Source organism: Chryseobacterium edaphi (genome assembly GCF_025628985.1).
Lineage (GTDB): Bacteria > Bacteroidota > Bacteroidia > Flavobacteriales > Weeksellaceae > Chryseobacterium > Chryseobacterium edaphi.
This window is the reverse complement of sequence record NZ_JAOTEM010000005.1, coordinates 290700-313478: the sequence shown is the minus strand read 5'-3', so window position 1 is coordinate 313478 and position 22779 is coordinate 290700. Positions and strand designations below refer to the sequence as shown.

Annotated in this window: 20 protein-coding genes and 1 pseudogene; 6 read left to right on the top strand and 15 right to left on the bottom strand. The window is 34.3% G+C overall.

What is annotated here, in order from left to right:
* The 9 genes and pseudogenes from NZ698_RS19580 to tssO (NZ698_RS17740) form a co-directional block, all read right to left on the bottom strand.
* Window positions 1–95 (bottom strand): annotated as a pseudogene (locus NZ698_RS19580) (type VI secretion system tube protein TssD); the annotation flags it as partial.
* Between the two features lie 160 nt (window positions 96–255).
* Entirely contained in the window at window positions 256–1215 is a 960-nt protein-coding gene (locus tag NZ698_RS17775; RefSeq protein WP_263004589.1) for a hypothetical protein, read from the bottom strand.
* An 883-nt stretch (window positions 1216–2098) separates the two neighbouring features.
* A complete protein-coding gene (locus NZ698_RS17770) occupies window positions 2099–2977 on the bottom strand; it encodes a hypothetical protein (protein ID WP_263004588.1) in 879 nt (292 codons plus the stop codon).
* Window positions 2964–5393: a hypothetical protein gene (locus tag NZ698_RS17765; RefSeq protein ID WP_263004587.1), complete on the bottom strand. Its 2430-nt coding sequence runs from the start codon at window positions 5391–5393 to the stop codon at window positions 2964–2966. The genes NZ698_RS17770 and NZ698_RS17765 overlap by 14 nt, the downstream gene beginning before the upstream one ends.
* 19 nt (window positions 5394–5412) lie before the next feature.
* Window positions 5413–5916, bottom strand: coding sequence for a DUF4280 domain-containing protein (locus tag NZ698_RS17760; protein WP_263004586.1), 504 nt, complete (start codon window positions 5914–5916; stop codon window positions 5413–5415).
* Between the two features lie 94 nt (window positions 5917–6010).
* On the bottom strand, window positions 6011–8410 hold the full coding sequence (gene tssR / locus NZ698_RS17755; RefSeq protein WP_263004585.1) for a type VI secretion system protein TssR domain-containing protein: 2400 nt from the start codon (window positions 8408–8410) through the stop codon (window positions 6011–6013).
* Between the two features lie 51 nt (window positions 8411–8461).
* Window positions 8462–9367, bottom strand: coding sequence for a PKD domain-containing protein (locus tag NZ698_RS17750; RefSeq protein WP_263004584.1), 906 nt, complete (start codon window positions 9365–9367; stop codon window positions 8462–8464).
* A gap of 39 nt (window positions 9368–9406) precedes the next feature.
* Window positions 9407–9925 carry a type VI secretion system TssO gene (gene tssO, locus NZ698_RS17745; RefSeq protein WP_263004583.1) on the bottom strand — a complete coding sequence of 173 codons (519 nt, stop codon included), beginning with the start codon at window positions 9923–9925 and terminating at the stop codon, window positions 9407–9409.
* A gap of 20 nt (window positions 9926–9945) precedes the next feature.
* Window positions 9946–10476, bottom strand: a complete 531-nt coding sequence (tssO, locus tag NZ698_RS17740; RefSeq protein ID WP_263004582.1) for a type VI secretion system TssO — start codon at window positions 10474–10476, stop codon at window positions 9946–9948.
* A gap of 179 nt (window positions 10477–10655) precedes the next feature.
* Here tssO (NZ698_RS17740) and NZ698_RS17735 point away from each other — a divergent pair, with 179 nt between their 5' ends.
* The 4 genes from NZ698_RS17735 (at window position 10656) to NZ698_RS17720 (ending at window position 14681) form a co-directional block, all read left to right on the top strand.
* On the top strand, window positions 10656–11327 hold the full coding sequence (locus tag NZ698_RS17735; protein WP_263004581.1) for a response regulator transcription factor: 672 nt from the start codon (window positions 10656–10658) through the stop codon (window positions 11325–11327).
* A 138-nt stretch (window positions 11328–11465) separates the two neighbouring features.
* Window positions 11466–11756, top strand: a complete 291-nt coding sequence (locus tag NZ698_RS17730) for an HU family DNA-binding protein (RefSeq protein WP_034674127.1) — start codon at window positions 11466–11468, stop codon at window positions 11754–11756.
* A gap of 351 nt (window positions 11757–12107) precedes the next feature.
* Window positions 12108–13670, top strand: a complete 1563-nt coding sequence (locus NZ698_RS17725) for an Rne/Rng family ribonuclease (RefSeq protein WP_263004580.1) — start codon at window positions 12108–12110, stop codon at window positions 13668–13670.
* Between the two features lie 363 nt (window positions 13671–14033).
* Complete coding sequence (locus NZ698_RS17720) at window positions 14034–14681, top strand: response regulator transcription factor (RefSeq protein WP_263004579.1); 648 nt, start codon at window positions 14034–14036, stop codon at window positions 14679–14681.
* 79 nt (window positions 14682–14760) lie between these two features.
* Here the strand turns inward: NZ698_RS17720 and NZ698_RS17715 are convergent, their stop codons facing one another.
* The 6 genes from NZ698_RS17715 to NZ698_RS17690 form a co-directional block, all read right to left on the bottom strand.
* The gene (locus NZ698_RS17715) at window positions 14761–16266 is read right to left on the bottom strand and encodes a carboxypeptidase-like regulatory domain-containing protein (protein WP_263004578.1); all 1506 of its coding nucleotides are present in this window, start codon (window positions 16264–16266) and stop codon (window positions 14761–14763) included.
* 5 nt (window positions 16267–16271) lie between these two features.
* On the bottom strand, window positions 16272–17639 hold the full coding sequence (locus NZ698_RS17710; RefSeq protein ID WP_263004577.1) for a CsgG/HfaB family protein: 1368 nt from the start codon (window positions 17637–17639) through the stop codon (window positions 16272–16274).
* A gap of 25 nt (window positions 17640–17664) precedes the next feature.
* Window positions 17665–18072 (bottom strand): curli assembly protein CsgF, encoded by a 408-nt coding sequence (locus NZ698_RS17705; RefSeq protein WP_263004576.1) that lies wholly within the window; start codon window positions 18070–18072, stop codon window positions 17665–17667.
* Between the two features lie 11 nt (window positions 18073–18083).
* A complete protein-coding gene (locus NZ698_RS17700) occupies window positions 18084–18809 on the bottom strand; it encodes a curli-like amyloid fiber formation chaperone CsgH (protein ID WP_263004575.1) in 726 nt (241 codons plus the stop codon).
* Between the two features lie 10 nt (window positions 18810–18819).
* Complete coding sequence (locus tag NZ698_RS17695; protein ID WP_263004574.1) at window positions 18820–19233, bottom strand: hypothetical protein; 414 nt, start codon at window positions 19231–19233, stop codon at window positions 18820–18822.
* Window positions 19234–19548: 315 nt separating this feature from the next.
* Window positions 19549–21063, bottom strand: coding sequence for a hypothetical protein (locus tag NZ698_RS17690; protein ID WP_263004573.1), 1515 nt, complete (start codon window positions 21061–21063; stop codon window positions 19549–19551).
* A gap of 248 nt (window positions 21064–21311) precedes the next feature.
* Here NZ698_RS17690 and NZ698_RS17685 point away from each other — a divergent pair, with 248 nt between their 5' ends.
* Entirely contained in the window at window positions 21312–21941 is a 630-nt protein-coding gene (locus tag NZ698_RS17685) for an NUDIX hydrolase (RefSeq protein WP_263004572.1), read from the top strand.
* A 28-nt stretch (window positions 21942–21969) separates the two neighbouring features.
* The gene (locus NZ698_RS17680) at window positions 21970–22770 is read left to right on the top strand and encodes a lysophospholipid acyltransferase family protein (protein WP_263004571.1); all 801 of its coding nucleotides are present in this window, start codon (window positions 21970–21972) and stop codon (window positions 22768–22770) included.
* The last annotated feature ends 9 nt before the right edge of the window (window positions 22771–22779 follow it).

Here is a 22779-nt window from a genome sequence, read left to right as displayed (position 1 = left end):
ACGTCTGTGGATCGCGATACGCTGTAGTTCAGCTTCAGTAATTTTTGTCCTTCGCTGCCGTTGAATTTTAAGATTCCTCTTGAATTTGCTGCCATGACTCGTAAATTTTAATCGTTATATATTGTGTAAGTGTTTTGTATCTCAAAGGTAATTACTCACAAAATTATTTTCAAAAAATTTAAAAGGTTTTTTATTTTTTGTAGTAAAAGTACGATTCTGTGTAGTAGTACTGCGATCAGGAAAGTTTAAAGCAAGTTATGAGATTTGACTAACTTTTAATTCTGTGGTATGCAGAATATTGAATTCAGAATAAGAATTGCGAATGTTCATTGATCTTATAATTCCGGTTTGTGCGGAAAGTGTGTAATCTCCCGTAAACTTTATTTTAACATTATCATTAAGCAAAGCTTGATTAAGGATAACCTCATCGGTTTGGTTGTTTACAAGGCCGTTCTGTTGAATATCGACCAGAGAATTTTCGTTTTCCAGGAATATTTTGAAAGATGATTTTCCGTTTTTGAATTCGTTTCTAATGGGCGCAAAAAAAGTTTTAAGCAACCAATCCTGTTTCATTTTCTTTTGAAACAATTCCTGATTTAGAACCACATATTCAAATTCTTCAATATAAATTTTTGCATATTTATCCGGAAACTGATCCAATAGTTTCTCCTTTATTTTGGGGAAATTTTCTATTGTTTCCTCCAAAAGATTGATGGTCACAATTTCACCTTTCAAGTTAGTTTGGATTTCGATAGGATTCAGCGATTGCATACAACTGCTCGCTAAATCGCCTAACTTTTCTTTTATATTTGAAAAATCAGATTTAGAAATATGAAAAGTGTGATAATTGTATTCACTTTTTATCCATTTTAAAGAAAAATTATAGGAAAATGAGTTTTCAGATTTTTTTCCGTCATCGAAAGAAATTTCTTTAATATTTACTTTATATTGAGAATTTAAATTTTCAGGAGAAAAACTTATTTTCGGATTTTTTTCAGGACTTTTGAACGATGCATCATTTCTGGAATTATAATTATGAATCGTCAGATGATCCGGAAGAAACAATTTTTTCCCGACAACAAGATCTTCAAAAATGTAATCTTCTCTTCCACATTTCTGATTGTGAAATTCTTTGATGTACAAAGGGTTTTCGAGATTGATTTGATCGGCAATGCTTTGCAAAGTATCGCCGTGACGTATGAAATGAAGCATCATAGATTGTATTGTGTTTTTGTTTAATCAATTTATAACTATCATTTTCACCAACAGTTTTATTGATAATATTACTTTTAATAAAATATTTTCTGTTATATTTTGTCAATATGAATGTATAATTTTTATTCTCTTTTTCAGAGAGAATGATCTCATTATTCTTTTCACTTAAGATAATAAGTTCTTCTTTTTTAGTACTCTCAACATAACTGTCAAGCTGAAAATTGGCAGAATTTTTTTAGATCTGAATATAAATCATTCCATTGCCTCGTGGATCTACGGATTCCTCTTTCATTCTTAAAAAACTTCCTGAAAAATTACCTATCCACCAGGAAGTTTATTGCTATGAATCTTAAATTCCCATTTTTTCAGTAATTTCTGATCTGATTTCAATAACAAAACCTTTTTATTTCCTATAGTTTCTATATTTACAGTCACATCGTGTGATTTGAGGTTGAGTGTGTCTGTAATTTTTATATTTTTCAACATCATTGTTCTTTAAAAATTTCTCTAAAGAAAAAATATAGTTTTTACTATACGTTTGTTTATAAATACTGTAACTCAGGCTGTCAATACCTGTCTTCGATGTTTTAAAGACTTCTATATCAGTTAATTCATCACCAGAGAAAAACTCCTTATTAATGTAAATATCTTTCTGTGTTATTGGGTTAGATGATGACTCACCGTTTTTAGGTGTAAAAGTTTTTATATCTAACGAAGATTTACTATCATTACAGCTTCTGAAAATAATAAGAACAAGGAAAATAAATATTAAATTTTTGATTAAGCTAAAAATAAGTATTCAAAAACCCAGAAAATTTTATTAAGTATTTAATATACATCTTCTTTAAATCAGTATATTTAGATACTTCATGAAATTAGACTGTTATTTCCTTATTAATCGAGCATCATCTGAAATTTTGTAAACATCTGACCTAAAAGAATCTTGATATTTTGTACTTACATTAATATTGTAGTCTTTATCTATTGAAAAAGAAGTTACTTCTTTACTATTCTGATCATCAGGTTCGTATGACTCTCCTTCCACATATAAATCACTGACAACCATATCATTTTTTATAGTTAAAAGATAATATCGGTAAGAAAAATCTCCGCAATCCTGCGGTACAAGAATCATTTTAATATCATTTTTTGAAAGTAAAGATATGTAGCGTGGATCTGAAATATCACAAATAAATTTTGAAATTCCTGTTATAGAATTAACATTCAATTTATTATACTTTACTGTCTTAGGATTTATCTTATTATTGTACAAAAAACCATTACTATTTGGAATATTTTTTTGGATTTGATTTTGCACGGGATCGGCTTGTTTACTTACCAATGAATTTGCAAAATCCTTGAATGATTCGACCACATCAGGTATTAAATTTTCTAAGATATTTTCTTTTTCACCTTCGTGTTGTATCTTTTCTATTTTATTAAACTGATCATAAAAAAAAAGATAGGATTCTTGATTGGTTTCCGAAAGAACCTCATCAATATATGTATCAACACCAAAGTCAACTTTTTTTATTTGACCTGTACTTGTAACATTTTTCACATTGTAGGTCATTGCACATCCAGAGCCGCAGCTAACTACAAAAGATTGAGGAACTTCTTTTAGAATTGTATCTTGTTTATTTACATTTTCCTTTAAAGAATCTTTTATACTTATCTTTTCTGAAACATGTGCATTACTTTCTTTACATCCAAATAAAGAAAATATGAAAAAATAGATAAAAATTATTTTATTTGTTTGCATCTTTAGAATTGATTAAAGCGTTTTTTATTTGTTCCGGAGTGATATGAGCGTTATTTAATCCATCTCCTGCATAATATGATTCACCACCTTCGGCATATCTTACTTCTCTTGAAATAACTTTGCCCTTTTTATCTTTTGTTACCTTATCACTGATCCGTTTTCCTTTTTCCACTCCTATACTTGCCCATTCTTGTGCTGAAGAATACATCGCGTCTTCTACCGTTCCTTCCCCTTCCAAATAAGCAATTATTTTGGGTCTTTTCACTTTTATAAGATACTCGTCAAAGATTTTATCCTGCATCTCTTCGTCAAGTTTTTTACTTGTATCTAACGAAATACTTGTTACAGCAGCGTTCAAAGTATTAGGAATCAGCTGGTATCTTCCCACTGCAAAAACATCTCTATCTTCTTGCTTTTTTTGGATTTCTGCTATTGTATGTTCAACCACTTTTACATCATTTACAACTTTCAAACCACCTTTGGTTTTGTTACATTTATTATAGTCATTGGATGACTCCCGCATTGCAATTAAATTTCCAAATTCGCTATGAGACCATTTATATTTATTGTCTTTTTTAGTTGTATCCTTTTCAGTTGATTTTGCAGAACCTCCTCCCATACAACTACATGTATTTGTAAAACCTAGCTCCATAGCAAGTAAAACCATACTTTTCCCATTTAACTTTGAAACGTCTTTAGCAAAAAATTTATCTTCAAGATAAATAGAGTCGAATTCTCTCACATCGTAATGCACCCAAGTTGTAGCTCCTACTCTTGTAGATTCTAAATTAAATATATTTCCTTCCTTCCAATCCCATTTTGCTCCCAAATACTTATTGAAAATATCTTTTCTAATAGTTTCTATATCGGATAATATCCTGGTTCTACCCTTTTTATCATTAAAATGCAGATCTAATGCTTTTCCCATATGATTGGTAGTAGGTTTTTTTAAATATTCAGCATGAAATCTACATCTATAACCGGAACTCACTTTATTAAAACTATACCTTCCATCTTTCGCCAAATAAAATTTAACGCTTCTCATAGAAGAGAGCAAAGACCTGTGAATACCCGGATATTCATATCTATGATGAGCTTCAGCATTTCCTTTCAAATATACCCCTTTGTTACTACCATCTCCAAATCCTGTACATTTTTTGCATTTACACTGTACTTCTGAAAAATCAATGGAAAATTTAGCTTGAAATTCATCTATTGCTCTAAGAACATTTCCACAAACCTTTCCATTTTCAGGAACTTTCATATAGTCTTTTTGGAATTGTTTAATCATTTTCTCAGTTCGCTCTGTAAATTCGTCGGTAGGAACGTTCCCTCCAAATCCTGCTAAACGTATATTAATTTCTCTAATTAATTCACTTTTATCACCTCTTTTTATACAATATTTTTCACCACAATTTTGTACTTTAACTGAACTTCCATTAACCACACTTACAGCTTTTCCGTCAGATGATTGCTGAGTCGGCGGTTGTGTCGGTTTGATTGTTCCCGGTGATTCTGCCCAATCCCAAAGCTCAAGCTTATTCCACCAATCTGTTACTCTGTCTACAATCCCTTTTTCTTCTTTTTGAGATTGAGGTTTATCTGCTGCAGGTGAATTTGCTGCTCTTGGAGGAACGTTTGAAGTTGGTTGTTGATTCGCTTGAGCTGGTTGCGAAGGTGCAGGATTACTTGCAGGTTGTTGTGGTCTTGTCTGCGGTGCAGTTGCCGGAACATGAGAAGGATTGTTGACATTCACATTATCTGTAGCATGTTTTCTATCCTGAAAATATTCTACCGTGACATAAAATTCCAATTGCTTTGGATCTGTCTCTCCCTGCATCGCTTTTTGCAGCAAAGCTCTTGTTAGCATAAATTCTGCCGTTGCCACTCCGGTTCTGTCTACCGTTGCTTCTTTAGTTTCAATTAAAAGATTTTTGGCATTATGACCGTCACCAACAGCGTCATCTTCCCAAAGGGAAAATTTAAGTTTCTGACCCGATAAATTCACGCATTGCGCTCTTGCACGCATTTTTTCCCTATAACTAAAAACTGTTCCGGGAGAATCATCAACATATTGTAATTCAACTTTGTTAATTCTCGGAATTGCTACAGGTTGAGGAGTGATGTCAATTGTTGAACTACCATCTCCTTCCGATTCGTAAAGATAAGCTTCTAAACGATAAGTATTTCTTTGAGCAACCTCTCCAAAAGTAAATGTTCCGGAGCCTGTTTTTTTAATATTTGTAGTAGTAAATCTTCCGTTTGAGCGTTTTTTGAATAATTCCCAGGTTACACCTCCAACATTCCGTTGATTTTGTGGCGTTGCAGGATACCAGTCAGTCACGGTATAAGTTGTCGCCTCTCCAATCTTGGGAGAAGAATTCCCTGATATTTTTGAAACTCCTTTTTTTGACATTGCAGAAATGGTTTAAAGGTTAATATGCATCTAATTCACTTTCAAAAACAGTTTCTTTAAACTCATTCACATCCACCAAAGGATTTATATGTCTCACGATTTTTTCATCAGCATTTTTTACATTCTGCTTACTCATTTCACCACGTTGACCGTGATCTTTAATCGTAATTTTTCCACCGACAGCACACTGAAGCTCAGAAACTTCGGTCACTACTTTTTTGCCCATGACTTTCACTTTATCATAGGTTTTTTGCCATTTTCCTGCAGGAGCATAGGCGCAAGGTAAATATCCGCTTGAAGAAGGTTTTAGTTTGCATCGCCCGAAACTAGGACCTGAAGGTGTGAATTGGAGATCATCTTCGGTTACTGCAAGATAATCTGTGCTTCCTGCTGCATCATTCCAATAATGTTTTTGATGCACAGTCACTTTATGCTGTGGAAACTGGTCTCCCTGATTGCACTCGCATGTTCCTTTCTGCACGACAAAGTGTTTGCCGTCATGAGATGATGATTGCTCTGACATATTTTGTGATGTTTGGTACTCAAAGATAACAAAAAGTAAGCTAAAAATAAAAAAAACGGAAAGTTAATTTCCGTCTTTTTTATAGTTTAAGTAATTAATGTTGAGTATACTCCGGTTCTTCTACCGGTAATGTGGTCGGCATGAAATATTCGTTCAACCAATAAAATTCCTGACCGTTCTGTTTTATTTTGACAGCAGGATTATTCCTGTAAGTAAGCATTCTTTCAGCTAAATCTTTGTAATATTTAAAATAAGTTCTTGCCTGATCGTTGGTCACGATTTTTGATTTTTTCCAGCCTTTTAATTTATATTTAGACATCAATTCAGCTTCGGAATTATCAAAACCTGTACTAATTCCCACTGCATAAGACATTGGCTGCTCGTACAATTCTCCTTTATCTAAAAATTTCAGGGTAGGATTGTATTTTTTTAAAAGCTTAACGTATTCTCTCAAAGCTCTTGTCTGTTTAAAATCAGTTCTTGCCGCTCCTGTTTTTTCGTATACTTCGGAGTAAAAAGATTTAAGCTGATCATATTCCGTTTCAGAAATCAAAATACCTTTTTCCATTCCGGGTTTGAATTCTTTCAGTTCTCTAGGAATATATCCTTTTACCAAAAACGGATTTCCATAATTAATCAACTGTGCTGCGATTCCCGCAGGAACCGGATTTGTCACTCCGGGATACAAATATTTATATTTAAAATCAACTTCAGTTCTTCCGGCTCCTACTGATGTTTGAAATCTCTCATTGAGGGAACTGTCTATCTTAGTATTATCAAAAGTTACCTGAGCAATCAGACTATCTACCGCTTTTTTCAAATATCCAGGAGGGGCAACATCACCTTTTTTAGGAAAAATTACAAATCCAGGAGCCATGCTCTGTTTAGGAAAGTCTAATGAATAAAAGCCCGCATCACTTTCAACCAAACTAAAATTATTTTTAATTAAAACATCACTTTGATCGATGATCTTCTGCTTTTTTAATTCTGCTACGTTTTTAGCAGTATTGGTAACAATATTTTCTGACATCAAAACAAAATCGTTATACGTATCTGAAGAACGTGAGTTTGTCTGAAACATAATCATTTTTGCCTGCGCCTGAGTCAAAGAATTGATAACGCCATACATATTGCTACCGGTATTTGCAGACGTACCGATCGTGATAACGATATTTGTTTCATCAGGAACTTCAGAAAGTAAATTTCCGGCAGCAATTAAACCTTCGTTTAAAGGTTGATTTCCACCTGTACTTTGGCAGTTCATCTCGTTGATTTTATCATCAATAAAGGCTGTAATCTTACTATAATCTTTGCTTAAAGGTGACGGAGCAACATTTTCTCCGCAAGGATTATTTTTGTAAAGCACGACACCATATTTAATTGAATTAAAATAAGATGGCTTCTCAAATCTCAATTGAAGATCTTCTAATAATGATTTTACAATAGGTGTGTAAGGAGCATTACTCGAACTTACATCTAACACAAAAACGATATTAGCTTTTCTGTTCTTCTCAATAATTTCCTTATAACGATCGAAGTAAATTTTATCTCCTAACACATTGGATGCGTAATTTTTGCTGTAATCTAATACGTTGGTAAAATACTTTGTTTTGGTATCTGCCGCAACAGTATCATTAAGTGCTAAATTAACAGGAAAAATGTTTTCGAGTGGTTTTCTTTTGTCAACATCGGTCAGTAAAATGGCAATTCTTTTTTCTGCATCGGTACCTCCGGGCGAACCTTCATGAATACCCAAAGCCGTCTCTTTGATTCCTGTAGGATTTTTCATCTTTACCGCCGAGCGTTCTCCCCAAGCTGAAATCACATCAGAACTCACCCATCCGTAAAGTCCTGTACTTATACTGTCCATATCAATCGAAGGCTTTTTCCCTACTAAAAATCTTTTGTTATTTTCTGCCTGTTTGTAAACGTACACCATTTGTCCGTTCGGAATTTTCACATTCGCCTGTTCGATCAGACTTGGCGAATTAAACACCATGATAGAATCGTTTTTATAATATCTTTCAGCGCTTTTAATGACTTCCGGACTATTAGGAACTACTGCAACACGAACCGGATAACCTGTTTTTTCACTTTTTAAAGAGCTGCTCCAAAGAAGAAGATCAGATTCCGGAATCCAGCCATAGGTTTTTACAGATTTTGACGAGACTTTTTTCATTAAAGCATCAGGAATATATTCTGCTACTTTTACCATTCCGTCCCGATTTTTCAGAACCATTAAAGGCTCTAAAAATTTCACTTCCTTATATGATTTTTCATCACTTTTATCAAGATAAGCCGTGTTTCTTGACCGGTCTGAAATGGCAATCCATGGCACAGATTTTTTAGAAAAACCATTAATAACCGGCGCATTATCAATCTGTCCGTATTGTTCTGGTTCGGGAGTTTTTTTTGATGGTAATTTTACCTGACAGCTCGTAAGCAAGACAGATAAACCTATATAATAAGCTGCTAGAGGAAATTTATTTTTCATCTTAATTTTCTTTAAAATTTGGTGTGACGTCCGAATAAAATTCGGGATAATTTATTTGCTTTGGTTGATGTCTACTTTGGTAACGCAGTTTTGAGCATCGTCATAATTGAGTTTCACCGTCTGAATCACATTATTTTTATCAAACTGTAAACCGGTGCAATAGAGATAAAAGTTATTGATTTTACTATCACTTACCTGAACAATAGAGTTTTCGTTGTTGCACAGGTATTTGTTTAACAAATAATTGTAATGCATATTGAAGCTGTTTCCATTGGCAATTTGCTGAAGATGATATTTAAAATCATTATCCCTTTGCTCGTAAAAATCATCTACGGCAACTTCTTCTTCAACTTCGTTGTATTCGGCAACAATTTTTATCCTGTGTAAAATTGGTTCTTTATCAACATCCGTGTATAAGGTGACAATATAATCGCCCGGTTTTTTGTAAGAATAAGTTGCTAATTTATCTTTGGAATCAATTCCTGTCGTTTCCCCGAACTTCCAGGTGAAAAGTTTACCATCTGATAAAGCTCTGAAATTGACATTTTCAAATTGCATCGCCTGAATCGGAGCATCAATTGTTGTCGTCATTTTCATACTGTCCTGAGCTTCGACACGTCTTGATGACACTACAATCGGATAAGTCTTGGTGTATTTATCGTCAATAATCAGTGTTACGCTATAATAGCCCGGTTTATTGAAAAAATGGTAGCCTTTGTTTTTATCTGAACTGTTGCCATCTGCGAAATTCCACTTTCTCTGTTTTGCGAATGGCGTTTTATCTTCGAAATGGAGCGTATCTCCTACGGTTAATGACAATGGATAAACAGCTCCTACAATGTCATCCGAGGAATGAATGACTTTTTTTTGAAGCCACAGTGCAACGAGGGCAGCAACCAGCAAAGTAGCGACGACACCAATAATGATGTTTTTCCTGTTCTTTTGAAAATAGTTCATATTTAATATTTGTGATGTGTTTTGTGATGTGTGGTTTGGCTATCTGGTTTTGAGAGCGATATCTCTTTCAAAAAGTTTCTGTTCGTTATTTTTATATCCCATTTCACAGTTTTTGACATTTACTTCGAGTCTTTTAACATCGTCTGTCATATTTTTGACCATGTTTTTATCTTCCATATACATCTCGTAGAATTCTGCAATAAGCGGATATCCGTCTATTCTTTCGTCTGGAGTTACAAATCTCTTTTTAGTAGAAGAAATAAAATCGGTGTTTTTTTCAATTTCATGAATGGTCATTGCTTCCGGATTCTCAGCATCCAGATGAGAAATTTTCACAAAAGTGCTGTCTACAACCTTCTGGATATTTTGTTGTTCGATATCGAATTTTGATTTTTGCTCAAGTCTTCTCAATGTTATTACATCTGACGAATCAAAAGGCGATTCAAATCTGTTCAGAAAAATAATTCCCAACAAAAGCATTGCTGCCAAAAGCATCAGAATAAGATATAAAAACTGAAAACGTTTTTCCTTTTTTGATAGTGTAATTTGTCCCTGCATAATTTAAAGTTTAAAATAAATTACCTTCTTCTTCCTGTGAATTTCCTTGTGGGATCTACCAGTAATTCTCTTCTGACCCCCGCATTTTTTCCTTGACATCTCATCAATTGGCTTCTGTAATATTCCTTCTGATTGGCAACGCTGATGATTTTTGTTTTAAGATCAAGCATGGGTCCGATATGTTTCAATAAGACTGCATAATGCCTCAGATTGTCCACACTGTCTTGCCCCATAATGCTTCTTGCATCATAAAGTTCTTCGGTAATTTGTTTGCGGAGCTGGATATCATTTTGCACTTTATTGATATCTAAAAGTGTCATCAGATGATGAATGCTGTCGATTTTTATATTCAAGACATTGCTGCGACCTCGAAGTTCTGAGTATTTATCAGCTTCAGTTTCCATTCCTTTGCGTTGGGTATGGTAACTTTTAAAAAAGAAAAAAACGGCGCAAAAAGAAATTAAGGATAAAACGATGAACGAGAGGATAAATTTCCAGATACCCATCCTGACATCGGATTTGTTCAATTTTTTATCTCTATTTACAGACATACTTGTGATTTGGTTTGGAATGTGAAAATAGAAAAAAAATACTTATGTACAAAATTAAATATCGAGTTTGCAACGTATTTACAATTATTTAATGTTAAGTTTAATTTTGAAATCCGAAAGATTTTCATACTTTAGTGAACCAAATTTTATTTTATCTCTACCAAATCACAAAAAATAAAATGACTAAAGTACTGACCAATACGGTTCGGTTTTCTATAGCAGACAGCGATTTTTATTTTAAAAAAATAATGATAAAGATGCTGTTGGAAAACCCTTTCAATATGCTACTCAATGACTGCAACAATGGTCATGAATTGATCAGCAGGATTTACAGAAAACAGGAAGATGTTTTCATTGTAGAACTTTTCATGCCGGTTTTGAGTGGTTTGGAAGCCATTAAATTTATCCGCAAAAACAATCAGGAAACTCCGATCATCACCTACTCCGGAACTTATCAGGAAGACATGGCTGAAATTTTAGAGAAAATCCCGAATATTTATTATTGTCAAAAAAACAGCAATATTATTAAAGATATTATCAAAGGGCAGATCACTTCCCAGGATTTTGATTATCAAGCGTATTCTGAAAGCTGGAAACAGCAGCCTTTAGCCGTTCAGGAATATATGAACAGGCAAAAACAGAGTCAGGAAGAACTCTCTCCAACCGAAATTCAACTGATGAAATTCTGCTATGAAGGCTTCAGTAACAAAGAGATAGGTGAAAAACTCAATCTCAGTACGAGAACAATTGATACCTACATCAACAGACTTACGGAAAAGCTGGGTTTGAAAACAAAACTGCACCTCATCCGCTTCTGTGTAGAAAACGGATACTATAATTCGAGTATGTAAACACTCTTTTCGTGTCATAATACTAGACTAAATATAAAATTGTCAGTCTCTTAAGCAAAATATTTTCTCTACTAATTTGCTTCTATTCATTTTTTTTAACTAAATTTGCACACCTAAAATTTAAAATTAAAAAAGGAAATGACAAAGGCAGAATTGGTAAACACCATCTCAAATAAATTGGGAACAGAAAAGAATGAAACACAGAAAGTTGTAGAAGCTTTTATGCAGGAGATCAGGACTTCTATGTATAATGGAGACAATGTTTACTTAAGAGGGTTTGGTTCTTTCATCGTTAAAACTAGAGCAGCTAAAACGGGAAGAAACATTTCTAAAAACACTGCAATCGAAATCCCTGCACACAATATTCCAGCTTTCAAACCATCAAAATCTTTTGTGGAGAAAGTAAAAACTAAAGTTGCAGTAAAATAAGAATAACAATTGAATATTAACTAGTTACACAAAAAATTTAACATTATGCCAAGCGGAAAGAAAAGAAAAAGACACAAGGTTGCAACACACAAAAGAAAGAAAAGAAGAAGAGCGAACAGACATAAGAAAAAATAATTTTCCTTCGGGATTTTTCATATAACAATATAGTTGGTGTTTTTAAATTATTTAATAATCACTGACTATATTTTTGTTTGTTACCATATGATTTCAGAGCGTTTTTGAGTTGATCAGATTATTAAAATTTCAATAAATTATCTTTATAATTATTAATTTTAAAATCAAGAAAACTCTTGCATCTTTAAATCAATAAAAAAATTATCTTATAACAAAATGAAGAAAGAACTAATAGTTTCGCATGAAGATGAGCTTACAAAGATTGCTTTGCTGGAGGACGGAAGACTATGTGAACTTCATGAGGAAGAAGACAAAAATGATTTTGTAGTCGGAGATTTGTTCATAGGAAAAGTAAAAAAACTGGCTCCCAATCTGAATGCAGCATTTGTAAACATCGGATACGATAAAGATGCATTTTTGCATTATCAAGATCTTGGGCCACAGTATCTTACTTATAAAAAATTTTTAAAAGACACTGTTTCAAAAAAGCAGAATGCCTCAAGTTTAAAAAGTTTCGAAATACAACCCGAAATTGACAAAAACGGAACGGTTGACAAAATCATCGCAAAGGATGATGTTGTTCTTTTACAAATTACCAAAGAACCGATTTCTACAAAAGGACCGAGAATCTCTACACAGATTTCTCTTACGGGACGTTTTTTGGTTTTAATACCCTTTGATAATAAAGTTTCTATCTCAAAAAAAATCGGAAGTTCCGAGGAAAAAGTGAGATTGAGAACTTTGATCGACAGTATAAAACCTGAAGGTTTTGGTGTCATCATCAGAACAGTCGCCGAAGGGAAAAAGGTAGCTGATCTTCACAATGATATGAATCAACTGATTCAAAAATGGGAAAATACTTTTAAGAATATTCAGAAAAATAAAGTCCCGTCAAAAGTATTGAGTGAAGACGATAAAGCTTCGTCTATTTTAAGAGATAACTTCAATCAGGATTTTGTAAACGTCTTTTGTGACGACGAACAAATGGTTGAAGAAATGAAAAATTATGTGGAAGTTATAGCTCCGGAACGTAAAAATATCGTTCAGTTTTATGACTCTCATATTCCTCTCCTCGAATATTATAACGTTGAAAAGCAGCTTAAACAAAGCTTCGGAAAACACGTAAATATTCCAAGTTCAAAGGGTGCTTACCTTGTGATAGAACACACAGAAGCATTGCACGTAATCGACGTCAACTCCGGAAATAATATTACTGCCGGAAATACTGCCAATAAAGAACATGCGCTGCATGTGAACAAAATGGCGGCAACAGAAATAGCAAGACAGCTTCGTCTCAGAGATATGGGTGGTATCATCGTTGTAGATTTCATCGACATGACCAATCCCGATCACAGAAGAGATTTGTTTGAACATCTGAAAATAGAAATGAGCCGTGATAAAGCGCGTCATAAGATTCTGCCTCCAAGTAAATTTGGACTGATACAGATCACCAGACAAAGAAACCGTCCGGAAAAACAAATCGATACAAAAGAAGAAAACCCCAACAAAGACGGAGAAATCGTAGCACCGATCGTCATTGTTGAAAAAATGGGAGACACCATCAGAACCATTATGCAGAAAGAAAAAGGTAAACTTTATCTGCATGTACATCCTTTCGTAGAAGCTTACCTTACAAAAGGTCTTCTGAAAAGCATCCAGATGAAATGGTTTATAAAATACAAAAAATGGGTCACTATTATCCCAAGGGATTCTTTTAAATATTTAGAATACAAGATCTACAATTCGAAAAAAGAAGAATTAAGCGGATATTCTAATTAAGACAACACATCAAAACCTTCAGATTTTCTGGAGGTTTTTCTTTATTCAAAAACACATTATTAATTTAATTTATTCCTGGAAGAATTATTTATTAAATTTTACTGAATATTCAAAATAATAAATCCCTACCTGAAATATTAATTACTATGAATATCTCCGTGATACCGCACTAATATTAGGTTTAGTATCAAGCAAAATATTATTTAGAATATATAAATCACAAATGCTTGATTTTGATACCGTATAATTACGGAAAAAACAAAATAACTTCGTTTATATTGCATTTTTCGGTAAAAATTTACGTTTTTTCACTGCAAATACCCATATTTTGTTGTATATTTATATACTGAAAACTAGAAACCGATGAAACCAAATTTAGCAATTCTTGATGAGCCGCTTCTGTACACGGAAGGTCTCTCTAAATTACTTATACAAGATAAAATTTTTAGTTCCGTAGACGTTTTTAACACTTGTGAAGATTTATATAATCATGTTAGAGACAATTCCCCACAATTTTTAATGATCAGTTCAAATATTTTATTGCTAAGCGATCTTTATAAATGTTTAGAAACAATTATTTCGCAAGACAGTAAAGTAAGAATCATCGTAATTGGTAATTCTTATGATGTGATTGTGATCCGCAAATTATTTAATAAAGGCATCAAAAGCTATCTTGATAAAAACAGCAACTATGATGAATTTATAAAATCTGTTCACGCACTTTCCCTGAATGAAATCTACATCTGCGAGCATGCAAAAAAAATGATGATCAACTTCATCAGTAGCGAACAGGAAAAACAAAGTCCGAACATCAAAGAGCCACTGACAAGAAGAGAACTGGAAATTCTTCGTCTGATTTGCGACGGTCACAGCAGTAAAGATATTGGAGAAAAACTTTTCATCAGCATCAATACCGTAGAAACGCACAGAAAAAGAATTTTGATGAAACTCAATGTAAAAAACTCAGTGGGTGTAGTAAAATATGCAATGGAAAATAATATCTTCAGCTAAAAACAGATTTCCTAAAAATAAAAAAAATCAAAACCCTGATCGGGTTTTGATTTTTTTTTGCAATATTCATTTTTAAAATTTATTCAAAATCCGGCATTTCTCCGTTGGAAAATAAAATTGCTCTGGTAAAATCTACTCCGGTGTTATTCAGATCGATTGCCATAATATTTTTTTGAGAAACATTATCGTTGCTTGTATTCACCATAATAATCTGTGAATTGTTTGGTGAAAACCTTGGATCGAGATCATTGGTCCCGATTGGCTTGTCACTTTGTAACGAAGCATCGATCATCGTATTATTGACAAGATTATAAATAAATATATGAGAATCTAGCTGTCTGTAGTTGGAATCCTGATAACCCGAAACATCATGTGTATAAAGAAGTTTCTGACCATCGATTGAGAAATTGAGTCCGCCCGTCGCGCCTGTTGATGCTGAAAAAACATTTTGCAGAACATTGCCCAACATATCAATGATGAAGATTTTGGTATTGTAACCGCTAAAGTTATTGGTTTTTACAGCGATTTTAGAATTATCGTAACTCCAGTCTACTTCCGAAATCAGACTTCCGTCCGGAGTTGTATAAATTAATTGCTGACCTGTTCCGTCTTTATTAATTTTATAAAGCTTATCAAAATTTGAATAAAGAAATGCACTTCCTGATGTATTCCATGAGAAATCTAATTCATCCTGGTTAAATCCTGCAACGGGAATCTGAGTTACTTTAAAAATATTGGAACCATCCGGATTTGCTGTGAAAATATGACTTCCACCTGCATCATTTCGCAAAAAAGCAATCAATCCTGCGTTATTATTTTTTCTTGGTCGCCAACTGCTGTTTGAAACATTCGTAAGTTGAAAGCTATTTCCCTGAACGTCGCTTGACATAATTATAAAATTTCCGTTCTGTTTTCTCACATAATGATAACGGTTTGCAGGAGTTGTACTTGTAGTAAATTTAAATACAGGACTCAAAACATCAGAATGAATACCGTCTGAAACAGAAATTTGCCAAAAGTAGCTCACACCAAACTGTAAGTTTGATAACGTATAAGTTTTTACTTTCAAATCATTTACCTGAATAATATTTGTATTGATATTATTTTTTACGGTCAATTTGTAAGTTAGACTGTCGGTTTTATCAGGATCAGTCGCATTCCAACTCAACTGTACACTTAAAGGTTGATTAACTGCATTGTCGATTGGACTCAATAGTGTTGGTGCAGAAGGTGGTGAATTTAAAGAATCGTCATCGTCCATTTCAAAAACAATGGTAACAACCTGATTTTCATTTTGAATATTTACCGCCTGAAAACTCGAAATATAACCCGACAATTCGGCTTTTACAGAATAATTTCCTGCAGGAATATCTTTTATTTCAAACATTCCGTCTTTATCGCTAAAAGTAGTCTGCGTACTTGGTGTAGTGAAAACCTTTGCGTTTACAATCGGTTGATTTGTTCCTTTTTTCACAACTTTTCCACGCAAAACCCCGGTTTGCGCCTGATCTACCAATTCTTCGCTACACGAGGTGAAGGAAAAAAAGGTAATCAAAAGAATCAATATATTAATGTAAGCTTTCATAGTTTTTATTTTTTATTGCCTAAATATAAATTAAGACCCAATCCGAATCTCAAAGCGTGATCAGTTCTTTTTCCGTTAATTAAGAGATCCCAGTCGTCACTGAATCCCAAATCATATTGGGAAGATATTCTTACTCCTAAATTTTTGAATGCCAAATACTCGAAGCCGCCACCAAATTGAGCTTTGTATCTCAGAGGTTCTGTCGAAAACATGGCGCCTACTCCTGCATAAATAAATGGTGAAAATTTGTATTTCGGTAACATAAAGTATTCTAAATTGAGCTCGGGAGAAATGAATGTACGTCTTAAAATATTTTCATTTTCAAATCTGTACGCAGCAGCACTAAGTTCAATGTTGAAATTTTTATCGAAAAAATATTTGATTCCGCCCTTCAATCCAAACTGAGCAACGGGATTTACATAATCATTTCTCACCTGATTGGTTTCTACCTGCCCAAAAATCGAAAATTTTGATCTTTCTGCAGTCGGATAAATATTTCCAATCTGTCTGTCTGAATTTTTTTTGGTTTCTAGATCATAATCATCAACGAGTTTTTGATAATCTGCAAGATCTCCCAAAGATTTCCCCCAGATTTTATCTTTTATACCTTCAATGATCAATGATTTAACAGCTTTTTCTATAGCATCTGTTACCGCAAGCTGAATAGGCTCATTTTGTGTAAAGCCAACCTCAGCTTCCATTAATCTTTCTGTATCAATATATTTAAAGAAACTTCCGTTGATACTTGTAGATAAAATAGTTTTAGAAACATAAACTGTTTTTAAAATTTCACCATTTAAAGTAGAAACTGCACGAAGGTAAATGGTAATTCTGTCTTGTCTGTATTGTGATGAAGCTCCAATTCCGAAATATCTTGCTCCAATTCCGCCGGTCATGACGTTGCTGTCATATGAAATCACTCCACCTTCTAAAAGCATTCCAGCGTATAATAAAGGAGGTAAAGCCTGACTGTTTTTGTCAACATCCTTTAAATATTCTTGTCTTGTAGATCGGATGATCTGTCTCTCGTTGAGAAGATTGGCAATATTTTCTCTTTCGATCGGTGTAAACCATCTGCTGTCTTCCAAGGCTTTAATAAGAATGGTTGTTGTTCCCTGTGGCACTGCGGTACTCCAGTTGGCTCCGTTTTCAGAAGGTTTATATTGCCCGGTCTGATCCCTGAATTTATACACACCAACTACCACTTTTTCTTTAGGTAGAGGTAAATTTCTCAGTTCTGCTGTGTGAGAAGTGATTTCTCCCATCGTTGATACTTCTTTATTCGAAGTAAAACTCATTGCTGTACCACAAGATTGCAGTACATACGCAAAGAGTATCCAGAAAAAAATTCTGATAGTAGTAAAAAATCTCATGTTTAGTTTCTTTTATTAGTTTTTTTTATTTCGGAACTACAATCTCGGATTGCTCTCCTGTATTGGTATCCAAAATACTGATCATCATTCCCTGAGCAGTATTGGTAATCTGAAGATAGAGGGAGCCAAACATATAATTTCCGGCTTGTACACCTCCCGAACCAAACTGATCCTGAAATAATTTCCTCGAAAGCTCACTTAAAACTTGTCGGTTCAGACTGTCTGTGAAATTGCTCAATGAACCGGAATTTCCCGTAAGATTGCTTCCGTCTTTGTTATCAAACTGATTTTGGGCACTTGCAGAACTTAGCAGCCATTGATAATTGAAGGTGTCACCTCCAAAAGCAGGATTGATCGGTTTGTAGACAAGCTGTTGAGATTTAGCCTGAAAAAATCCTAAAAAAAAGAGGGTTGTTATTAAAAGAGTCTTCATGGTAATTAGTTTTAGTAAATGAATTCGTTTTTAATAAGATTCTTTCGGGAGTTGAAATCTTTAATATATCTGAGTGTAAAATCAAGTTGTTCTTTCAAATAATCTTCACTGGGATTGGTCATAAAACTATAGATCACTTTATCATCAATCTGAATATTGATCTGACCGCTCGTTCCTCTCGCAGGAAGTTCTGTAATCGTAATCGCTGAATTGCTTTTGTCCGGAATCTGATTATACTGAATATAAAATAAATCATAAAAATCTTTTCCGACTTTGCTTTTGGTATCGTCAATCGTCAATCCGCTGAGTTCGAAGGCTTCTTCTTTTTCTATGATACTTACTGTTTTCTTAAAAAAATCCTGGTTGATCTCTAGACTGTCTTTGGCGATGAGTTTTTGTGTCTCTTCATCCCGAATGTATAAGAATGCTTTTAAGGCATCACCCTTTTCCAGATTCACACTCATTTCCGACAAAGATTTGCTTTCATTCGGATTTATTGAAAATTTTCCGCTCTGCTTATTATTGGAAAGATTTCCGCCTGCTCCTTTTTTAATAGAAATCAAAAGATAATTCAGTTCCTGATAGGTAGAAGTATTATTATTGACTAATGCTTTAATTTTCAACTGCTTTTCTATGGCTTCTTTCTCAATTTTTGCAACTATTTTTTTGTCTTCCTGTCCGTAAATAAAAACAGATAAGAAAACAAAAAGAAAGTTATAAAGTACGAAATTTTTCATAATTGCCAGTTTAATAATTTCGCATAAAGACCGCCATATTATCGCCTTGTACATTTAGATGCATTTTGTCAGAAATACTGTTGGTGCCTGTAATGTCTACAATATTATTGTCTCCTTGTGTGGTAATTGCAGTTTTGGCTTCTTTTGACGAAAATGCATTATTAAAATAAATACTGTTTTGATCACCAAATTGCTGCACCATAATGTTGGTCTTCGAATTGATCCGCAGATCTGCGTTGTTTAAATCTCCAATTTGTACCACCTGTGAAACTGAAGAAGTCTGTAATGACGGATCTGTATTTTGTGCATTGATTATATTAATTGCTGTTTCACTGTTGATACGATTCCAGTCTACCTGTTGTGACTTCGCCAACATCGTTGAAAGAAGTACAAGGGTAATAAATATTTTTTCAAAGGTTTTCATTTTTATTTTTTTTAAAGGTAATGGAATACCGTGCTATACAAAACACGTTAAACGGTGATGAAATGAAAATCACGGTTTGCCGTTATACACTACCGTGTTTCTACGGAGAATTATTTTAGCCAAAAAAGGAGAAACCGAAGTCTCTCCTAAATGTATAAATATGAAAAATTAATGTTCGTTGTAAATAACGGTTTTATTACTTTGAAAATCTGGCTTCAACAGGTTTTCTATGCTTAGCCGTTAGTTTTTTTTAAAATAATGTATAGGAAATTTACTCTCCTATACACTATGTTTAAAAGAATTGTTTTTTACGAATTATTGATTTACAGTAATTGTGTTTCCGCTTCCCATTTGGGTAGATGTATGAGTATTTCCGCTTGACATTTGGTTTAAAGTAAGAGTATTGCTTGTACCGTTTTGCATTACGAATGCTTCATTATTGTTTGCATCCATAGAAGATGAACCTTGATTAACTGTAGCTGTGTTGCTGTTACCGATTTGCTCACTATCTAGTAAATTCATGTTTCCGTATTGGTTTGAAACTAAACTATTGCTTCTTCCTCCGGATTGTACACCTGTTGAACTGTTGTCGTTACCATCTTGGTACATTTTGATACTGTTGCTGTTGGCTGCGCTGCTAGAAGTTCCACTTTGTGTTCCGCTTGCGTAGTTATCATTTCCGATCTGATCGATTTCGGCCTTATTGTAGTTGTTGTTTTGAACGATGTAGCCTTCGTTATCATTACCGTTAGAATTAGTATCTGCTAAGTTATTATTTCCGGTTTGATCAGTTTCTGCTCTGTTTCTCAAACCTGTTTGGTATTGTCCGGCTCCGTTACTGCTTCCTACCTGATCGATTGATGCATTGTTATTATTACTGCTTTGAATTTGCATTGCTCCGTTGTAGGTTCCTCCAGATTGGTTTACAGAACCAACGTTGCTGTTTCCTGTCTGAGATTGTACCAACCAAGAAGAACCTCCAGATTGTGTGGAAGTTGCACGGTTTAGATTTCCATCCTGAGACTGTGATGAAGAATGGTCATTTCCAGATTGTGTAGAAGTAGCACGGTTTAAGTTTCCATCTTGATTTTGAGATGATGTTTGATGAGTTCCAGTCTGTGTGCTTGAAGCAATATTTACATTTCCATCCTGGTTTTGAGTAGTTTTGTGTCTAGGCCCAGTCTGAGTAGAAGTAGCGCTGTTTGCGGTTCCGTCCTGATCCTGATCCAATTCACTAAGATATCCGACTTGGGTAGCGGTAGCAGTATTTGCATTACCTTCCTGAATTTGGCTGATATCATTTGCTGTGCTAAAAACTCCACTTGGACGAGTATATCCTACCTGGCTTTGAGAAGCTGTAGCAGTATTAAAATTACCATCCTGATTTTGAGAAATATTTGATCTCACGTCTCCTCCACCTTGAGTAGCAGTAGCAGTGTTTAGAACTCCTTCCTGAGTTTGGTTCATTTTAGACCCGTAAGAGAATTGCTGTGTTGCAGTTGCACGGTTTCTAAAACCATCCTGATCCTGAACAACTTCTACTCCACCTGCAGAAAAACCTTGTCCCTGTGATACGCTAGCTACGTTCAATGTTCCGTTCTGAGTAGTTTCTGCTTTGTTACGGGCGCTGTTACTTCTTTGATATACATTCACTGAGTTTGCAGTACCTGTTTGATTAGAAACGTTTTCGTTACCGTAAGACTGAAGTCCGAGTTGGGTGACTGCAGTAGTATTACTGGTTCCCGTCTGATTTACAGTATTGTCACTGTTTTGCGCATAAGCGAAACTTGCTGATAAAACAACAAATGCTCCTGTTACTAATTTTTTCATGGTAAAATTTTTATTGGTTAATGATACAAATGTAGAACTCTCGTTATCCCTAAAAACCATCAAAAAAGGGTAAATTTCAAATATCATCAGATACAGTTCAAATCGTAACTGTTTCTGGTATTGTGGTATCATTAGGATCAGTTACCTAAACAACCAGTATAAATACGGTAAGGAATTTGTCTAAAAATTATACTTAATTAACATCGTCATCTGTTTCTTTTTATAAGATATATTAGTAAATTTGAGATATGGAAAGTTTTGGAAAAGATTTACTACAAAAAATCAAAAAAGCCCAACTCGCGGGTGCCAATGCCCATGGAGTTTTCTCCCCACCATACCGTGCAGTTTTCACGCACGAGCAGATATTGGAAAAAAATCCGAAATTTGCAGCCGTAAATATCGTTTTGTATCTGAGAGACAATGAATGGTTTTTTCCACTCATTCAACGTACAGAAAATGAGCGCGACAGGCACAGTGGACAAATATCTTTACCCGGCGGAAAACGCGAAGAATACGACCGTGATTTTGCAGAAACCGCTGTGCGTGAAACATCAGAAGAGATTGGATTAGAAAAACCTTACGTCAGAATTATTCGTGAGATGTCGCCAATCTACATTCCACCTAGTAATTTTTATGTTTATCCGTATATCTCTTATTCCAGAAGAAATCCTGAATTTATCCTTCAGGAAAGTGAAGCCGTAGAAGTGATTGAATTTCCGATCACATCATTTCTCAATCTTCCTGATTCCCCTGAAATAATGGCATTGCCTGGTGCAGGCGGAAAAGAAGTTCCTGTGATCAATTTCAACGGATATATCATTTGGGGCGCAACGGCAATGATACTCAGCGAATTCAGCCAGTTGATTAAAAAAATGTAACTTTGCAGATATTATGTTTAATTAAAAAATGGCGAAGAAGAACATATTTACCGATTCGTTCGGCACTCCTTATTTTTTAAAAAGGTTTATCATATTTATTCTGGGAATTGTTTCCTACAGAAGATTTAATGGTTTCAACAAATTAAAAATTACCGGAACAGAACATTTGGTCGACCTCCCAGATTCTAATGTACTTTTTGTATCCAATCATCAGACTTATTTTGCCGATGTTGCAGCGATGTATCATGCATTTTGTGCGGTGAATAATGGTTATTTAAATACAATAAAAAATCCGATCTATCTTCTAAACCCAAGAGTTGACTTTTATTACGTTGCAGCCGAAGAAACCATGAATAAAGGTATTCTTCCAAAAATTTTTAAAATTGCTGGAGCTGTAACGGTAAAAAGAACATGGAGAGCAGAAGGCAAAAACGTCAACAGAATGGTTGATTTGGGTGAAATTGATAATATTATGAAAGCCCTCGATAATGGTTGGGTAGCCACTTTTCCTCAAGGAACAACTGCAGCATTTGCTCAGGGAAGAAAAGGAACAGCTAAATTGATTAAAAATCAGCGACCAATTGTTATTCCAATTAAAATAAACGGGTTCAGAAGAGCGTTTGATAAAAAAGGACTTCGTGTAAAAGTTACCGGAGTAAAACCTACCATGGAATTTAAAAAACCTTTAGACATCGATTACGACGCAGAAAACGCACAGCAGATCCTCTTGAAAATCATGACTGCCATTGAGCAGACAGAAGATTTCAACGTTTTGCATACGTATGACGAAGAAATAAAAGCAAAAAAATCTGAACAACCCAATCCTTAAAAATTTAAA

What these genes read in the sequence shown, in the direction of transcription:
- NZ698_RS17775 (WP_263004589.1), bottom strand. Translation starts at nt 1,215, where the DNA reads ATGATGCTTCATTTCATACGTCACGGCGATACTTTGCAAAGCATTGCC.
- NZ698_RS17770 (WP_263004588.1), bottom strand. Translation starts at nt 2,977, where the DNA reads ATGCAAACAAATAAAATAATTTTTATCTATTTTTTCATATTTTCTTTA.
- NZ698_RS17765 (WP_263004587.1), bottom strand. Translation starts at nt 5,393, where the DNA reads ATGTCAAAAAAAGGAGTTTCAAAAATATCAGGGAATTCTTCTCCCAAG.
- NZ698_RS17760 (WP_263004586.1), bottom strand. Translation starts at nt 5,916, where the DNA reads ATGTCAGAGCAATCATCATCTCATGACGGCAAACACTTTGTCGTGCAG.
- tssR (WP_263004585.1), bottom strand. Translation starts at nt 8,410, where the DNA reads ATGAAAAATAAATTTCCTCTAGCAGCTTATTATATAGGTTTATCTGTC.
- NZ698_RS17750 (WP_263004584.1), bottom strand. Translation starts at nt 9,367, where the DNA reads ATGAACTATTTTCAAAAGAACAGGAAAAACATCATTATTGGTGTCGTC.
- tssO (WP_263004583.1), bottom strand. Translation starts at nt 9,925, where the DNA reads ATGCAGGGACAAATTACACTATCAAAAAAGGAAAAACGTTTTCAGTTT.
- tssO (WP_263004582.1), bottom strand. Translation starts at nt 10,476, where the DNA reads ATGTCTGTAAATAGAGATAAAAAATTGAACAAATCCGATGTCAGGATG.
- NZ698_RS17735 (WP_263004581.1), top strand. Translation starts at nt 10,656, where the DNA reads ATGACTAAAGTACTGACCAATACGGTTCGGTTTTCTATAGCAGACAGC.
- NZ698_RS17730 (WP_034674127.1), top strand. Translation starts at nt 11,466, where the DNA reads ATGACAAAGGCAGAATTGGTAAACACCATCTCAAATAAATTGGGAACA.
- NZ698_RS17725 (WP_263004580.1), top strand. Translation starts at nt 12,108, where the DNA reads ATGAAGAAAGAACTAATAGTTTCGCATGAAGATGAGCTTACAAAGATT.
- NZ698_RS17720 (WP_263004579.1), top strand. Translation starts at nt 14,034, where the DNA reads ATGAAACCAAATTTAGCAATTCTTGATGAGCCGCTTCTGTACACGGAA.
- NZ698_RS17715 (WP_263004578.1), bottom strand. Translation starts at nt 16,266, where the DNA reads ATGAAAGCTTACATTAATATATTGATTCTTTTGATTACCTTTTTTTCC.
- NZ698_RS17710 (WP_263004577.1), bottom strand. Translation starts at nt 17,639, where the DNA reads ATGAGATTTTTTACTACTATCAGAATTTTTTTCTGGATACTCTTTGCG.
- NZ698_RS17705 (WP_263004576.1), bottom strand. Translation starts at nt 18,072, where the DNA reads ATGAAGACTCTTTTAATAACAACCCTCTTTTTTTTAGGATTTTTTCAG.
- NZ698_RS17700 (WP_263004575.1), bottom strand. Translation starts at nt 18,809, where the DNA reads ATGAAAAATTTCGTACTTTATAACTTTCTTTTTGTTTTCTTATCTGTT.
- NZ698_RS17695 (WP_263004574.1), bottom strand. Translation starts at nt 19,233, where the DNA reads ATGAAAACCTTTGAAAAAATATTTATTACCCTTGTACTTCTTTCAACG.
- NZ698_RS17690 (WP_263004573.1), bottom strand. Translation starts at nt 21,063, where the DNA reads ATGAAAAAATTAGTAACAGGAGCATTTGTTGTTTTATCAGCAAGTTTC.
- NZ698_RS17685 (WP_263004572.1), top strand. Translation starts at nt 21,312, where the DNA reads ATGGAAAGTTTTGGAAAAGATTTACTACAAAAAATCAAAAAAGCCCAA.
- NZ698_RS17680 (WP_263004571.1), top strand. Translation starts at nt 21,970, where the DNA reads ATGGCGAAGAAGAACATATTTACCGATTCGTTCGGCACTCCTTATTTT.